The organism is Acinetobacter sp. C15, assembly GCF_013420645.1.
GTDB classification, from domain to species: domain Bacteria; phylum Pseudomonadota; class Gammaproteobacteria; order Pseudomonadales; family Moraxellaceae; genus Acinetobacter; species Acinetobacter indicus.
This window is the reverse complement of the sequence record NZ_VOXR01000052.1, coordinates 1-15,655: the sequence shown is the minus strand read 5'-3', so window position 1 is coordinate 15,655 and position 15,655 is coordinate 1. Positions and strand designations below refer to the sequence as shown.

Annotated in this window: 17 protein-coding genes and 1 pseudogene; 9 read left to right on the top strand and 9 right to left on the bottom strand. The window is 46.5% G+C overall.

Annotation, left to right across the window (positions count from 1 at the left end):
• Window positions 1–205, top strand: a pseudogene (locus FTT63_RS15625) (RNA-guided endonuclease TnpB family protein); the annotation flags it as partial.
• Window positions 206–211: 6 nt separating this feature from the next.
• Here the strand turns inward: FTT63_RS15625 and FTT63_RS13550 are convergent.
• Both FTT63_RS13550 and FTT63_RS13545 read right to left on the bottom strand, forming a co-directional pair.
• Window positions 212–823: a hypothetical protein gene (locus FTT63_RS13550; protein ID WP_227554638.1), complete on the bottom strand. Its 612-nt coding sequence runs from the start codon at window positions 821–823 to the stop codon at window positions 212–214.
• 25 nt (window positions 824–848) lie between these two features.
• Window positions 849–1,316, bottom strand: a complete 468-nt coding sequence (locus FTT63_RS13545) for a Holliday junction resolvase-like protein (protein ID WP_005180383.1) — start codon at window positions 1,314–1,316, stop codon at window positions 849–851.
• A 119-nt stretch (window positions 1,317–1,435) separates the two neighbouring features.
• Here FTT63_RS13545 and FTT63_RS13540 point away from each other — a divergent pair, with 119 nt between their 5' ends.
• From FTT63_RS13540 to FTT63_RS13525, 4 genes are all read left to right on the top strand, one after another.
• Window positions 1,436–2,080: a ParA family protein gene (locus FTT63_RS13540; protein WP_005180385.1), complete on the top strand. Its 645-nt coding sequence runs from the start codon at window positions 1,436–1,438 to the stop codon at window positions 2,078–2,080.
• Between the two features lie 136 nt (window positions 2,081–2,216).
• Window positions 2,217–3,344, top strand: coding sequence for an AI-2E family transporter (locus FTT63_RS13535; protein ID WP_163143403.1), 1,128 nt, complete (start codon window positions 2,217–2,219; stop codon window positions 3,342–3,344).
• 105 nt (window positions 3,345–3,449) lie between these two features.
• Complete coding sequence (gene sodC, locus FTT63_RS13530; RefSeq protein WP_180192419.1) at window positions 3,450–3,995, top strand: superoxide dismutase family protein; 546 nt, start codon at window positions 3,450–3,452, stop codon at window positions 3,993–3,995.
• A 286-nt stretch (window positions 3,996–4,281) separates the two neighbouring features.
• Window positions 4,282–4,581 (top strand): DUF3817 domain-containing protein, encoded by a 300-nt coding sequence (locus FTT63_RS13525; RefSeq protein WP_045795347.1) that lies wholly within the window; start codon window positions 4,282–4,284, stop codon window positions 4,579–4,581.
• 114 nt (window positions 4,582–4,695) lie between these two features.
• On the opposite strand, the gene FTT63_RS13520 is transcribed toward FTT63_RS13525, so the two are convergent.
• The 4 genes from FTT63_RS13520 to FTT63_RS13505 form a co-directional block, all read right to left on the bottom strand.
• Complete coding sequence (locus FTT63_RS13520) at window positions 4,696–5,925, bottom strand: MFS transporter (protein ID WP_104500020.1); 1,230 nt, start codon at window positions 5,923–5,925, stop codon at window positions 4,696–4,698.
• 232 nt (window positions 5,926–6,157) lie between these two features.
• Complete coding sequence (locus FTT63_RS13515) at window positions 6,158–6,529, bottom strand: hypothetical protein (protein ID WP_168384181.1); 372 nt, start codon at window positions 6,527–6,529, stop codon at window positions 6,158–6,160.
• A gap of 152 nt (window positions 6,530–6,681) precedes the next feature.
• Entirely contained in the window at window positions 6,682–8,091 is a 1,410-nt protein-coding gene (locus FTT63_RS13510; protein WP_180192418.1) for an FAD-binding oxidoreductase, read from the bottom strand.
• 21 nt (window positions 8,092–8,112) lie between these two features.
• The gene (locus FTT63_RS13505; RefSeq protein WP_127800910.1) at window positions 8,113–8,319 is read right to left on the bottom strand and encodes a hypothetical protein; all 207 of its coding nucleotides are present in this window, start codon (window positions 8,317–8,319) and stop codon (window positions 8,113–8,115) included.
• A 126-nt stretch (window positions 8,320–8,445) separates the two neighbouring features.
• Between FTT63_RS13505 and serA the strand changes: the two genes are divergently transcribed.
• The 3 genes from serA to FTT63_RS13490 all read left to right on the top strand — a co-directional run bounded on the left by serA (window position 8,446) and on the right by FTT63_RS13490 (window position 11,807).
• On the top strand, window positions 8,446–9,678 hold the full coding sequence (gene serA, locus FTT63_RS13500; protein ID WP_005180397.1) for a phosphoglycerate dehydrogenase: 1,233 nt from the start codon (window positions 8,446–8,448) through the stop codon (window positions 9,676–9,678).
• A gap of 234 nt (window positions 9,679–9,912) precedes the next feature.
• A complete protein-coding gene (locus tag FTT63_RS13495; RefSeq protein WP_104488342.1) occupies window positions 9,913–10,788 on the top strand; it encodes a DMT family transporter in 876 nt (291 codons plus the stop codon).
• Window positions 10,789–10,934: 146 nt separating this feature from the next.
• Complete coding sequence (locus tag FTT63_RS13490) at window positions 10,935–11,807, top strand: DMT family transporter (protein WP_034598244.1); 873 nt, start codon at window positions 10,935–10,937, stop codon at window positions 11,805–11,807.
• Between the two features lie 69 nt (window positions 11,808–11,876).
• Here the strand turns inward: FTT63_RS13490 and FTT63_RS13485 are convergent, their stop codons facing one another.
• The 3 genes from FTT63_RS13485 to truB form a co-directional block, all read right to left on the bottom strand.
• Entirely contained in the window at window positions 11,877–12,335 is a 459-nt protein-coding gene (locus tag FTT63_RS13485) for a hemerythrin domain-containing protein (RefSeq protein WP_075168265.1), read from the bottom strand.
• A gap of 159 nt (window positions 12,336–12,494) precedes the next feature.
• Window positions 12,495–13,262, bottom strand: a complete 768-nt coding sequence (locus FTT63_RS13480; protein ID WP_160242765.1) for a TSUP family transporter — start codon at window positions 13,260–13,262, stop codon at window positions 12,495–12,497.
• A gap of 13 nt (window positions 13,263–13,275) precedes the next feature.
• On the bottom strand, window positions 13,276–14,181 hold the full coding sequence (gene truB / locus FTT63_RS13475; RefSeq protein WP_180192417.1) for a tRNA pseudouridine(55) synthase TruB: 906 nt from the start codon (window positions 14,179–14,181) through the stop codon (window positions 13,276–13,278).
• Between the two features lie 290 nt (window positions 14,182–14,471).
• Between truB and FTT63_RS13470 the strand changes: the two genes are divergently transcribed.
• Window positions 14,472–15,497 (top strand): lipase secretion chaperone, encoded by a 1,026-nt coding sequence (locus FTT63_RS13470; RefSeq protein WP_104505666.1) that lies wholly within the window; start codon window positions 14,472–14,474, stop codon window positions 15,495–15,497.
• The last annotated feature ends 158 nt before the right edge of the window (window positions 15,498–15,655 follow it).

Sequence of the window (15,655 nt, the reverse complement as noted above, 5' to 3'; positions counted from 1 at the left end):
TTGTGGACACATTGACAATGCAGATCACAATGCATCAGTTGTTATTAAGAACAGGGCGATTAATTTAATTTTAGACAGTGGAACGCTGTTGGATGACAATCATTTGTCATCTAGTGGGCGCAGAGGTATTCGTAAGACGACTAAGGGTGTTAAAGCCCTTTTTCGCAGTACCAATGAAGCGTCAAAAGAGATGTGTGCAACTTAGGTTGCACTACGGAAACTCGGTTGCTTTAGCTCCGAGTAGTTCATGCTGCTGCACCCGTACTATCCGGCAATTGTTCGCTGGTAGCGGGTAATGGTTGATCTGAAAATACTGCCCCGTGCTGACTGAACGCACCTTGACCCACTCGCCGCGCAGCACTATACGCTGCCCGGCTTTAACACGGCGCAGGCGCTGAGCAATCTGTTCGCTGGCAGCAATGGCGCTGATATTGAGCGTGTTGGCAATCACCTGTTGTGCTGCAAGCGGGCTAGTGGACGCCACCTGAAACTGATAGCAGCGCTGGGTCTGTTCAAAATCGACCGTTTGGGCCTGCTCTGATGAACTAAACACGTCTTTGGCCAGCAGCAGATCAATATTGCTGACATAGGCCAAATCATTAAAATGTCCCACCACCGGTGCAGCCGGATGAATCACCCGCCGGTCCGGACTGTAGTAGCGTTTTGCCACGACCTGATACTGCCCGGAAAAATCCCCTTCAGTTTCCAGCGCAAAGTTCTTTAACACCCCCGACTGCTGTAGATGCGGGATGGCACGAAAATATTCCGACCACAGCCAGATCATCAGAGCCAGTCCCGTCAGGCTGAGCAGTATTTTATTCACAAGAAAGTTCAGTCATCAAAAAAGGTTAATCCTCAAAATCAATACGGATGGTTTCAAAGCGCAGTCGCCCTTGCTGAATGGCTTCGGCAATGGCCTGCTGGCCTTTGGTCAGGCGCGCGCCGCCACTTTTAATATCAATTAACACCACCTGAATATCCTCAGCCCGGCCATCGCCATCCCGAAAGTCGGTATAGCCATCAAACACAATATAATCGACCGGATCGCCCAGAAATTTGGCATCGCTGGGCAAGTATTCAAATTGCGGCATAATCGGTGCCATCTGCTCGGCCATTTTCCCTTTGAGCACCGCGCGGCTGGTATTGACGCTGCGCTTTTGGGCCTGCGCCAGTGCCTGCTGATGTTCCAGCTCCAGCTCGGCAATATACTGTTCATATTCGGCCTTAATCCGGCCATTGCGGCTATGACTTAAAATGATGGTGGTCAGCACCACTCCTATTGCAGCGCCTATAAGCATTGCCATCCATATCGACATGGGGTTTTCCTGATTTTTTAAAATTTGCAAGCAGCGCTACGACTTTTGTCAACGGTCATCTCCAGCACATCAAACAATGATATGCTAGGGATGAGCAGAATAAAATCTTTAGTAGGGTCATGAAAACAATATTAGTCGCCAATCAAAAAGGTGGATGTGGAAAAACCATTACCGCCATCAGTTTAGCTTCCGCCTTAGCCCAAAAAGGATATAAAGTTGCCCTGGCCGATGCCGATAACCAGAAATCTGCACGACAATGGTTAAAACAGCGTCCAGAAAGCGCCGCTCCCATTCAGAGTCTGGACTGGCGTCATGAAAAATCGGTCGGTGATGCGCCTAAAAATATCGAATACCTGATTATTGATGCGCCGGGGGCATTATCTGGTGATCAGGCCGAGCAGCTGATTAGTGAAGCGCATGCGATTATTACCCCGCTGCAGCCTTCCTTCTTCGATATTGATTCAACCCGCCGCTTTTTAAAGCATTTGCAGGAAATTAAACGGATTCGTAAAGGCAAGGTTCAGATTTTACTGCTGGCCAACCGGGTCAAGGCCAACAGTGCCAGCTCCAAAGAAATTCGTGATTTCTTTGAAAAAATTGAACAGGAACCGGTGGCCTGGATTTCTGAACGTGCTGCCTATGGTCAACTGGCGATGCAGGGCTTAAGCGTATTTGATAAAACCCAGAAAAATTACCTGACCATTCAAAATCAGTGGCAACCTGTCCTGAATGCGATTATTGATGATCCGGCCCAATGGTTCTAAGCGCCTAAGCGATTAAACGGCTTTTGCCTTTCCACTCCCGCTTCAATATTTAACAGAACTTACGCAGCGTTCATTTGCGAGCGCTGGGTTTTCAGTTAATATGCTTCAAGACCTTAGGAATGAGCCAGTGAACTCAGTGCAACAATACGCGCCCACTTTACAAAAAGTCTTGCTATTTGGACTATTTTTTGTCCTGATTTTTTTGAGCTTTCATGTCCTCAAATACTTTATTGTTCCTGTAGTTTGGGCCACTATTATTGCCTATATGACCTGGCCGCTGTATCAGTCGGTACAGCGTATGTGCGGTCCACGGCCGACCTTAAGCGCCACAATTATGATGATTCTGGTGACGCTGGTGGTCGGTATTCCATTGACCTTTGCCATTTTTATCTTGCAGCATGAAGGTCGTAACCTGTATTACGAATTACAGAAACAGGTCTTTTCCGGACATTTGAATGTACCGGACTTTATCCGTGATCTGCCCTTTGTCGGTAAAGAAATTAGCCGTTCCTTACGTGAAATTAATGAAGATCCGAACAGTATCATTAATTCGATTTCGGTCTGGATTCAGGGTCATCTGAATTATGGCCGTTTCCTGCTCAGTGAAATTAGCCGCAATTTAATTAAGCTTGGCTTTGCCATGCTGTCGCTGTTCTTCTTCTATCGCGATGGCCAGACCATTTTAAATCAGGTCAGTAAAGCGCTGGAAATGGTAATCGGACCACGTGTACACCATTATTTAGATACCATTTCTGAAACCACCCGTGCGGTGGTTTACGGGGTTGGCTTGACTGCAATTGCCCAGGCACTTTTGGCCGGGGTCAGCTACTTTGTGGCCGGGGTGCCGAACCCGATGGTGTTGACTATTGTCACCTTCCTGTTTGCCCTGATTCCGTTTGGCCCGCCGCTGGCCTATGGCTCGGTGGCACTGTGGCTGTTCTCTCAAGGACAAACCATTGAAGCAATTGGCGTAATGGCCTGGGGCGTGTGTGTGGTCAGTACCGCAGATAACGTGATTCGTCCGCTGGTGATTTCCGGCGCCACCCAGATTCCATTCCTGCTGATCATGTTCGGGGTTCTGGGCGGTATTGCCAGCTTTGGTCTGATTGGGCTGTTTATTGGTCCGGTGATTCTGGCGGTCTTGCTGGCAATCTGGCGTGAATGGCTGCATGAAACCAATGAAGCCGAAGCTATGATGATGCCAAAAACCACCATGGCCTATGACCTGCCCGATGATCAGGGACCAACTGCACCAAAAGGCTAAATTTCATTAAGAAACTTATACACGCCTGTACGCAAACTGCATTGTGTTGCCTCCTGAGCCTTGTTTGAATGAAGCCACATATTCGAATAAGACAGGATGCAAACCATGACCCCACTTTTTAAACTCGGTGCTTTATATGCATTTACCGCGCTGGTCGGAGTCGGCTGTACCACCACGCCCGATACCGTGATTGGCGCCAGTAAAAACGTTGCCGTTAATGCTGTCTCTGCCCAAGGCATTGGCGCCCAGCTCGGTGAAGTCCAACTGACCGATAGTGCTGCGGGTCTGGTCATCCGTACCAATCTGACCCAGTTACCGCCGGGTCCACATGGTTTCCATATTCATGAAAATGGTTCCTGCGCACCAGCAGAGAAAGATGGCAAAATGCAGGCTGCACTGGCCGCAGGTGGCCACTTTAACCCGAATCAGGCCCCCAACCATGGCAATCCATTAAGCGGCCATCTTGGTGATTTACCGGTCCTGAATGTGGCAGCCGATGGCACGGCACGTGTCACCCTACTGGCCCCGCGTCTGAAATTACAGGATGTACAAGGTCTGGCGCTCATGATTCATGCCGGTGGCGATAACTATGCCGATACGCCAAAACCGTTAGGCGGTGGCGGTGACCGGATTGCCTGTGGTGTGATCTAAACCTTGTGCGGATAAATCCCGACTTATCCACAGTTTTCTGATTTTTAAGGCACTTATCCATAGCGGTGAGTGCCTTTTTCTATAGCTAGATTAAATAGCAATCTGAGGCTACACGGTTGATTATCAGGCTTTTATTTCTACATCAACAGCTTAGCTAAAACCAAGCAAGATAGTCTGATTTATATTAAAAAACAAAAACTTAAACCCGGGCTGTGTACTAAAAAGCATGGCCCTCTGCACCAATATTCGCTACACTGCAGCTAGATTTATGGGGAAATTGCAGAGTATGAACATCCAAAGCTTGCGTGTGGTAGGTTTTTTAGAAGGTTTATCTTTTCTGGCCTTGCTGTTTATTGCCATGCCACTGAAATATATATGGGGTAACCCAATTCTGGTGAAATACGTCGGCATGGGCCACGGTGTGCTGTTTATTGCCTTTCTGGTGGTGCTGTTCGTGGTCTGTGAAAAACAGAAATGGTCAATTCAGGTGTTTTTAATGGGCGTGATTGCTTCAATTTTACCGTTTGGCCCGTTTATTTTTGATGCCAAACTGAAGAAAATGGCACAGCCGCAGGTCGAAGTGTAACTCCAGACTCATCGATCCATCAGGCATTCACCAGATTACTATCTGCTGGATGCCTTTGTTTTTTGGCCTTTTAACCACATTATCCTATTGATAAATGCCAGATGATCAGCCCACTTAAAACTGACCGCTTTCAGCACGTTCACGCATAATCTGTTTCAGACTCAACCGCGGATAAGCAAACCACAAGGCTATTAGGGCAAAACAGGACAGGCTATAAGCCCACAGTTCAAAATGGCTGTAGAGCATGCGCACCAGTTCAATCACCACAAAAAAGCTCAGCATCATTAGCACAGAAGCAGTTGCGGCAACCGTCCCTTTCGACACCTCGGACGACATCAGGGCAAAACGGTAAATAATTGAAAAACTGATACCCTCGCCAAAGCTGATTAAAGTCATACCCAGAATCAGACACCAGATCAAATAATCCGGTATGAGCAGACCAAGAATTAACAGCAAGGTACCGACCAACATGAGTGGCAAGCCCATCAGCACAGTCTGTCCCAAAGCAAAACGGTCAATGATTTTCAGCAACAATAAATTCCCGGCAATCAGACCGCCCAACACCGGAAATTGGGCCAGACCATATTGCAGACTGCTCAGACCGAGCTGTTCCACCAGCATCACCGGCGACAAGGCAATCCATAACATCAGCGGCATGCTTAAGAGCGGCAAGGCAAAGGTCATGGTCAGAAAACGGCGGTTTTTCAGTACCTGTTTAAAATCATCCCAGATATAGCCAATCGGCTGTTTCGGAATACTGAGCTGCTGCTCCGGCATTTTGGCTTTCAGTCCGAGCCAGCTTACAGCCGCCAAAGCTGCAATCCCAATAAAGCCCCAATGCCAGGACACATGCTCGATCATAAAGGCACCCAACACCGGCCCCAGTAGCGGCGCCAGCAGCGACACATTGGCCATGAGTGCCATGACTTTAATTGCATCACGTTCAGCAAAACTTTCCTGAATGGCGGCATAGCCCACTGCGGTAATTACCGACAGGCCAAAGCCCTGCAAAAAGCGCAGCAATAAAAAACTTTCGATGTTCTGGGTCAATAAAATAAGCAGGCAGGTCACCACAAAAAACAGTACCCCACCCAGCAGGACTTTTTTACGGCCTAAACGGTCTGACAAAGGGCCTAAAATGGCCGCGACACAGGCACCGCCGAGCAGATAAAACGACATCGAGGAGGCTGCCCAGGAACTGCTGACGCCAAAATCCTGGGTAATGGCGAGCATGGCCGGCTGTACCAGATCATTGCCGATATAGACGGAAAATTCGAACAGCACCAAAGCCAGCGGAAACATTAAGGTGGCGCGGGAGAGCGTTGTAGTTGGAGTGGTTTGCATAGCGCTCAAAAGCCTGCAAGATTAGCAGGCTGCAATCATAACAATGGGCGCAGTGTAGCAGAGTTTATTTTTAAAATCTGTGACTTTTCTGATGGGGAAATGCTGAACTTCCGGCAGCAACACTTAGCTAAAGCAGCTGAACGAAACCAGTATAAATCCCCGGTTTTAAAAACAGAAAAGCGCAGGGTTTAGCTACGCTTTTCAATCAAAATCATTGAAAGATCCAAGCAGATTAAGGACATAAAGCCTTCTGGAAAGTCTTGGTATTTTTGCCGCGCAGACATTGATAGCTCTTTTCAGTTTTCACTTTTTCCCAGTCGCCATCGACCAGTTTAAAACTGTAAATAGTGCGAATCGAGCGTACCGAATCATCCATTAAACCGGTTTCAGTCACTTTAACCTGGGCCGCAGTCGGTGATTCGACATTATTAAAGAATTGACGCAGCTCGACTGTCGCCAGCTGTTTACGTAAATCCGGACGCTCTTTTAACACCTGTGCCAACGGTGTTTCGGCAGACGGTGTCACTTTAGACACAATATTCTGGGTGGTGGCACATCCTGTAACAGCAATCGCCAGTCCTGCCATTGCAGCGAAACGAAACATAACTCTATCCAAACTGATTCAACACTGTAAAAATGATGCCGGCTTTTTGCGCTTAACACTATGCACAGAATGTAATTTGAACGAGATTGCACATGATAAGTGCCATAAAAAAAGCGCATCCGGAGATGCGCTTTTTCGTTCTATTGGTCTGATTACAGGTCGAATAATTTACCCGGGTTCATAATCCCATTCGGGTCAAAGACCTGTTTCAAGGCTTTCATATATTCGATTTCTTCAGCAGAACGCGAGTATTCCAGATATGGCTTTTTGGTCATGCCAACACCGTGCTCTGCAGAAATTGAACCGTCATATTTTTTCACGGTATCAAACACATACTTGTTCACCACCTGACATTTGGCAAAGAATTCATCTTTGCTTAAATCGGCAGGTTTCAGGATGTTCAGGTGCAGGTTACCGTCACCAATATGACCGAACCAGCAGATTTCAAAGTCCGGATAGTTCTCGGCCACAATCGCATCAATTTCTTTAATGAATGCCGGCACGTGGGTAATCAGCACTGAAATATCGTTTTTGTATGGAATAAACGGCGCAATCGATTCCGAAATATCTTCACGTAAACGCCATAAGCTTTCGACCTGATCCAGGCTTTGGCTGAGTACGCCGTCCAGCACCCAGCCCTGTTCCATACAGTGCTCAAAAATTTCCATTGCCTTGTCCATAATCGGTTCAAATGGCGCTTCAAATTCAAGCAATACATAGAATGGACATTCAGTTTCAAACGGACGCTGTACATGACCATTGGCCAGTACTTTCTGCATTGCCAGTTCACCAAAGAACTCAAATGCAGTTAAATCAATTTTGGCCTGGAAAGCGTGCAGCACAGGCATCACTGCATCAAAATCCGGTACACCCAGCACCATCACTTGCAGGTCTTGCGGTTGACGTTCCAGCTTGATTTCCGCTTCAGTGACGAGGCCTAAAGTCCCTTCACCACCAATGAATAAGTGTTGCAGTGCATAACCGGTGGCGTTTTTGATCATGCCTTTGTTTAAACGCAGCACATCCCCTTTACCGGTCACCACGGTTAAGCCCAGCACCCAGTTACGGGTCATGCCGTATTTAATTACTTTAATACCACCAGCGTTAGTACCAATGTTACCGCCAATTTGTGATGAACCGGCAGAGGCGAAATCGACCGGATAATACATCCCTTGCTCTTCGGCATAGTTTTGCAGCTGTTCAGTCACCACACCGGCCTGTACCCGTACCATGCGGTCTGCCGGGAAGAATTCCAGAATCTGGTTCATCTTGTCCATGCTGACCACGATTTCACCGTTGGCCGCTACCGCACCCGCAGAAAGACCGGTACGACCGCCCGATGGCATGACTGCCACATTGAACTGATTGGCAAGTTTCACAATCGCTTGCACCTGCTCAGTGCTCGATGGGAAAACGATGACGGATGGGTTTGGATCAAAGTGCTTGGTATGATCTCGACCCCAATTCTGGAGGCTGTCCGCATCAGTTTTAATACGGTTTTCACCTACAATTGCAGTCAATTGGGTCAATAACTCTGGGGTTAAAGCGACTGGAGCATTCATCGTTTGCAGACCTGGCAAGAATTAAACAAGAAGAGATTTATCCGGACTGGCGCTGTACATTTTAAAGTCATGCCAAAGCACAGTAAAAGATAAAAAACGGGCAAGAAACCAACAGCCTGAGCCTGGTTTTTGCCGTCTGGGGCTATTATAAGCGATTTTTCTGTAAAACCTGAGAAAAACCATCATTTTGATAATATAGCTTTGAAAATACAGAGTTAATTCAACCAAAAATGAATCCTGCGTTTATATTTTCTACAGAAATAGCAGACCGATCAGCCATAAATGGAATGTATCTCCTGCCCGCTCCTATGATATGATACTGCCACTAAATTTGGCCTTTGTAGCGGAGCCGTAATGAGCCAACATCTTTCACTACCTAAAGATAAAATTCGTTTCCTGTTGTTAGAGGGCGTTCACCAAAATGCCATCGACACGTTAAATGCTGCCGGATATACCAACATCGACTACCGTAAAACTGCGCTTGAGGGTGAAGCGCTGAAAGAAGCGGTCAAAGATGCACACTTCATTGGTATTCGTTCACGTACGCAATTAACTGAAGAAATCTTTGAAGCTGCGAACAAGCTGATCGCGGTTGGCTGTTTCTGTATCGGAACCAACCAAGTCGATTTAAATGCAGCCATGGTACGTGGTATTCCAGTATTTAACGCACCATATTCAAATACCCGTTCTGTTGCGGAACTGGTCCTTGCTGAACTGATTCTGCTGCTTCGTGGCGTACCAGCCAAATCGGCATCATGTCACCGCGGTGGCTGGGAAAAATCTGCAGCGGGTTCTTTTGAAACACGCGGTAAGACTTTAGGTATTGTGGGTTACGGTTCAATTGGTTCGCAACTGTCTGTGCTGGCTGAAAGCCTGGGTATGCATGTGATCTATTATGATGCAGTGACCAAACTGCCAATGGGTAATGCGCGCCAGGTCGGTTCTTTGGCTGAATTGCTGGCCAATGCAGACGTGGTATCGCTACACGTGCCAGACGTTCCATCAACCCGTAACTTTATGGGCAAAGAACAGTTTGCACAAATGAAAGAAGGCGCGATCTTCCTGAATGCGGCACGTGGTACCTGTGTCATTATTGAAGATCTGGCAGATGCAATTAAATCAGGTCATCTGGCTGGTGCTGCGGTTGACGTATTCCCGAAAGAGCCGAAAGCCAATGGTGAAGAATTCGTTTCTCCACTGCGCGGTCTGGACAATGTGATCCTGACTCCACACGTGGGCGGTTCAACCATGGAAGCGCAAGCCAACATTGGTCTGGAAGTGGCTGAGAAATTTGTGGCTTATTCTGACAAGGGTATGACCCTGTCTGCAGTGAACTTCCCTGAAATTGCCTTGCCATTGACTGAAGGTAAACACCGTTTACTGCACATTCATAAAAACATTCCAGGCGTATTGTCTAAAATCAACAACCTGTTTGCTGAGCAAGGCATCAACATTTCGGGTCAATCTTTAATGACCAAAGGTGATGTCGGTTATCTGGTGATGGATGTGGATGCAACTGCATCACAAGAAGCACTGGATATGCTGCATGATGTTGAAGGCACCATCCGTGTACGTGTTCTGTTCTAATTTCAATTAGACAGTAACACCCAAAACCACAGCCCTTGCGCTGTGGTTTTTTTATTTCCCGCTTTGAAAACAATACGCAATCCTTATTTCATGTTCTTTTGAAATCGTGCATGAGCCTTGTTTTACCTGCTGGCCACTTACGCAGCCACGACATGGAAGCGTCATCTGTTCATGCTATGCTAGCGGCTATTGATCTGATGATCGCCCTACTCTCCCAACCAGCCCATTTCAGTTATGTCGATACTTCAAAATGCGCCGCATCTCCGCGCTGTGCTGTTGTTGCTGATTGCCATGCTCAGCCTGCAAAGCAGTGGCTCCATGGCCAAGCTGCTATTTGATCAGTTTCCGATTCTGACCGTTTCAGCCATGCGGCTGCTGCTGAGCGCGCTGGTGCTGATGCTGATTTTTCAGCTCTGGAAAATTCAACCCAAAGCCATTCGCTGGCCAGCGATTTTCAGTTACGGTGCCGCACTGGCCGGTATGAACATGCTGTTTTATCTGGCAATTGACCGTCTGCCACTGGGCATTGCGGTATCGTTTGAGTTTATCGGGCCGTTAAGCGTGGCGCTGTTTTATGCTCGGCGCAAATTCGATTTTATTTGGGTCGGCCTCGCCATTGTTGGGCTGGTGCTGTTGTTTCCTTTTGATCAGACCGCGCAGCCGCTCGATGGTCTGGGCGTGTTGTTTGCCTTAGGCGCCGGTGCCTGCTGGGCCTTATATATTGTGGCCGGACAGAAACCATCGGGTGTATCCGGGAATCATACGGTCTGTCTGGGTATGCTGGTCGGTACCCTGATTTTATTACCCATTGCCTTATGGGATGGTCTGCCTGTTAGCGTATTTGAACCAGGCAATTTCATCTATTTTATTGCCTTGGCAGTTCTGGCCAGCGCCTTGCCCTTTAGTCTGGAAATGATTGCACTTCGCAACCTGACTGCACTCAGTTTCGGTACACTGATGAGCATGGAACCGGCCATTGCCGCGCTCTCCGGTTTTGTCTTTTTGGGCGAACAGTTGCTCTGGAATCAATGGCTGGCCTTAAGCACCATTATTGCCGCCTCCATTGGTTGTACCTATACCGTGCAGCAGCGCAAACAGCAGTCCAGTTAAGTAGAGTGGATCTGGCCAGACTGAGCCTCCTGCTGTGTAGTGCTGGAATTTATTTTGACCAGCTACTCATCAAAATTTAAGCAAATTGCTATAATCAGCAGCATCTCCCCAATATGCTGACACCTTCCGGTGTTGGTGGTGCGCTTATGCAAAATGCTCAACTGCTGTCGGTACTGTTCATGGTGCTGTCCATGACTTCGTACCAGATTAGTGCCTCCTTTGCCAAACAACTGTTTGAGGTGCTCGATCCGCTTACCGTGACCATTTTACGGTTGTGCTTTGCCGCCATTATTATCTGCCTGATGTTCCGTTCCTGGAAGATTATTTCCCGGCTGTCCTTTTTAAAATGGCGTGATCTGCTCTGCTATAGCGCGGCCCTGTGTCTGATGAATGTGCTGTTCTATATGTCGCTGGGCAAATTGCCGCAAGGGATTGCGGTTGGTCTGGAATTTATTGGCCCACTGGGACTGGCCCTGCTCTCGATTAAACAGCGTAGTGATTATATCTGGGTGCTTTTAGCCATTTTGGGAATTGCGCTGATGGTGCCCTGGGGACAGGCCAACAGTGACAATTTCTCAGTCTTTGGTGCCCTCTGTGCGCTGGGCGCCGGCTTTTGCTGGGCCCTCTATATTTATTTCGGGCAGCGCGTGGTACAGCAGAATATTGGCATGCATGCCCTCACCATTGCCATTAGTCTGGCTGCGCTGACCCTGTTACCCATTGGTCTGTATCACAATGCCGCGGCCCTGGTCGATACCCAATACTGGGGCAAAGCCATCGCCATTGCCATTTTGGCCACCGCCATTCCGTATGCACTGGACCTGAAAGCCTTACAGCATTTAAGCAAGCTCAGTTATGGCACCCTGTCCAGTTTATCGCCGGCACTGGCCGCGCTAACCGGTCTGGTGTTACTCGGTGAACAGATCAGCCTGTTGCAATGGGTCGCTTTATTCTGCGTGATGCTGGCCTCCGTGGGCGTGACTCTAAGAGCCAGCCGTAAGAAAGCTGTCAGCCCTTAAGCAAAAAGAGAGATCAAACAAGATGAATAAAAAGATGGCCAAGAGAGCCATCTTTTTTAAGTCCTGAATTTAGACCAGACTGTCTTTTTGAATGGCTTTATATTTGCCGTATTCATTTAAATACTGTTTGGCCAGCTCGGTTTTCTGGCGTTCTTCCAAAATTTTCCCAGCCTGCTGGAAAAAGCCATGTTCTTCTTCCTGCAAATGATGATGCACTTTTTCAGACAGCTGCTTGGCAATCGCCAGCCAGCCCGGATTGCTAAATTCGGTTTCGGTCAGTTTTTCCAGCAGCTCATCCATTTCATGATGTTCTGCCAGCGCATGCCGGGTAATGTTCAGCCCGGAATCGGTCATCATTAGTGGAATATAAAAATAACGGTCTTCGGCCACAGCATGGGCGAATAATTCATTTTTCAGTTGATCAAACAGCTCGCGGCGTTCTGGTGTATCCCCCGAGGTCTGGATTAAACGCTCGGCCAGATCACGCTGTATTTCATGGCTTTCACGCAGTGCTTCAAAAATATTCATGTTGTTATTACCCTTTCAAATGCCAAAACTTAAACACCCGACAACGGGTTGCATCATTATTGTTAAGCAGACAGGTCAGGCTAAGCATTCACTATACGCCAAGCCCGTGCGACGGTTCCTGCAGCAATTTGTATGGGAAGTTTTAATAATGAGAATGATTTACAACCAGAACATCTGATAGGCCATGCGTACAATCAGCACACTAACCAGGATCAGAAATACAATCCGGATAAAGCCGCTGCCATATTTAAAGGCCAGACGTACCCCGACCAGAGAACCGGTAATATTAGCCAGTGCCATCATCGCCCCGACCATAAACAGCACATGCCCCGTGGGAATAAAGAAACTCAGCGCTGCCAGATTGGTCATAAAATTGGCAATTTTCGACAAGGCCGAGGCATGCAAAAAATCGACCTGTAAATAACGAATAAAATAGAAAATAAAAAAGCTGCCCGTGCCGGGGCCAAAAATACCATCATAAAAACCAATCAGCACACTGCCCAACGCCGCCAGGAGCAACATTTTGCGGTTTAAAGTCTGCTGCACATGCAGCTGGCCAAACTGCTTTTTCATGAAGGTGTAGATGGCAATCACGATCAGCATCAGCAGCACAAAGGGCCGCAAAATATCGGTCGGAATCATTGACACGCAGGCTGCGCCAACGAAAGAGCTGAGAAAGGCACATAGTCCAATCACGCCCAGCAATTTCCAGGACAGCTGCACTTTGCGTAAAAAAGAAAAGGCCGCCGAAGCAGTGCCACAAATGGAAGCCAGTTTGTTGGTGCCAAACACCGTGGCCGGCGCCAGTTGCGGCATTGCGCCCATAATCGCCGGAATTTGAATCAGACCACCACCACCAACTGCAGCATCAATTGCACCTGCCATAAAGGCAAATACAATCAGACTGATGATGATCTCAATTTCCATAAAATAGACTCAATTAGAGGTTTAGTACACGTTTTGGCACTAAACGTTTTTTATTGGTAATTTCAGCTAATCCTAAGCATTTCTCACCATCAAACACCAACACTTGCTCTACAGCAGCATGGTCAATATTACTTTCCATACCACGGCTAAAGTATTCAGCACGACCTTCAGGTGCTTGAATTTGTGGTAAATGTTGTACGGGTGCATAGGCAGGCAGTAACAAGGCCTCACGCTCTTGCTCTGTCAGGCTTTCTAAATATTCAATGGTATAGTTCGGAATTAAATCGAATAGACCGGTTTTAGTACGGTGCAAATAGGTTAAATGACCATATGTGCCTAAGGCTTTGGCAATATCTTCACCTAACACACGGATATACGTCCCTTTAGAGCAGGTGACATCAAGCTTAATACTATTTTCCGTAAAGGATAATAACTCGATGGCTAAAATGGTAATCGGACGTGCTTCACGCTCAATTTCAATACCTTGACGTGCCAACTCATATAAAGGTCGACCCTCTTTTTTTAAGGCCGAATACATCGGTGGTACTTGCTGAATATCACCAGTAAATTGTTGCAGTACAGCTAAAATTTTCTCTTCGCTTAATTCAGGTACCGCTTTTTCCAGTAATACCTCACCTTCAACATCACCCGTCGTGGTGCTATGCCCTAAAAATACAGTTGTTTGGTAACGTTTTACTGAGTCTAATAAATAATGTGAAAACTTGGTTGCTTCACCTAAACACACAGGAAGTAAACCAGATGCCAATGGATCTAAAGCCCCTGTATGCCCTGCTTTCTGTGCACGAAATAACCAGCGGACTTTTTGTAATGCCGCATTCGAGCTAATCCCTAAGGGCTTATTTAACAGAAACACACCGCTAATATGACGACGCTGAATTTTAGGAGAAGAGGCTTTCATGATAAAAATCAGACCAAATTTTAAATTGCCGCCATGGTAAAACCCTGTGAAAGTATTTACAACGTTTGTGACAGTGAAATCTATTAATGACGCTTCGCTGTGACCTCATCTTGTACAAAAAATCTATTTTATTGTTGAGATTCAGTCGTTACCATGCACTTTAACGCAGTATAAAAATGACCTGTTTAGCTATGTTTTTTATACTGAAATTCACGCATGATGCTGCGTTTTTAGAACTAGATATTTTTTCATTATAACGAATAACATCACCCCATTTAGGTGCATAGGATATGCAAAAAAATAAATTATGGATGCTCTTGGCAATCATCATTGTGGTGATTGTCAGTCTAATTCTTTGGTTACGCCCAACACAAAGCACACAGTCCAGCAGCTCCACTGAACAGCAAAACAATGCTACACATCACGGTACAAGCGAGGCTAATTTTCAAGCTGGTTTGCCAAGCTATGCCAGTCATAGCCAACAAGACACTGAAATTAACTGTCAAATGCAGCTCGATGCCAGCAATCGCTTGATCGTCAATGAACAAACCCGCAACTGTTTTGAATATTTTATTACCCAGTTTGGTGAAAAGACCTTAGAACAAATCAAACAAGACTTTAAAGGCTATGTTAGCCAAAACCATCAAGAACCAGCACTATCACAAATTTTAGACTTATGGACACGTTATCTCGACTATCGCCAAGCTTTAGGGGAGCTGACACCACCTACAGGGATTGATCAAGAAGACCCTGCTTACTACCGCAGCATTTACACCAATACGCAAAATCTGCGCAAAAAATACTTTTCTAATTATGAAATTGAAGGATTATTTGGCACAGAAGATACGTACCACGAATACACACTTGATCGCATGCAAGTTCTTGCTGACAAGAAATTGAGCGAAGCTGAAAAAGCACAACGGCTAAAAGATTTATTTGAACAACTACCCGAAGATTGGCAAGAAAATCTAGAACAACTGAATAAATTGGATGATTTGCGAAAACTCACTGCAGACATTAAAGCCCGTGGTGGTTCAAGTGAAGAAATTCGCCAAATGCGTCTGAATCTGGTAGGTCCTGAAGCTACACAACGTTTAGAAAACCTAGATAGCGAACGTGCCAACTGGAAGTCTAGTGTTAATAACTACTTAACGGAACGAGATGGTATTATGAAAAGCGGCATGAGTGATGCAGCCAAACAGCAAGCCGTACAAAAGCTACGCCAACAACACTTTAAATCACCAGAAGAACGCTTACGTGCTGAAACATTTGAGCAAGTACATGATCAAGGAGGCAAACTGCCCTTTGCAGATTAATTCATAACTTTAAAAAAGGGACATAAATTGTCATTGCTGTCCCACAATTTTTCACAAGAGGAAGCTCATTTGAGCTTCCTCTTGTTTTATGGGTATTTTATCGGGTGAAAATAAAGCTTTTAAAGTTCTTCTTTCAAACAAATTCACTTGAATTATTC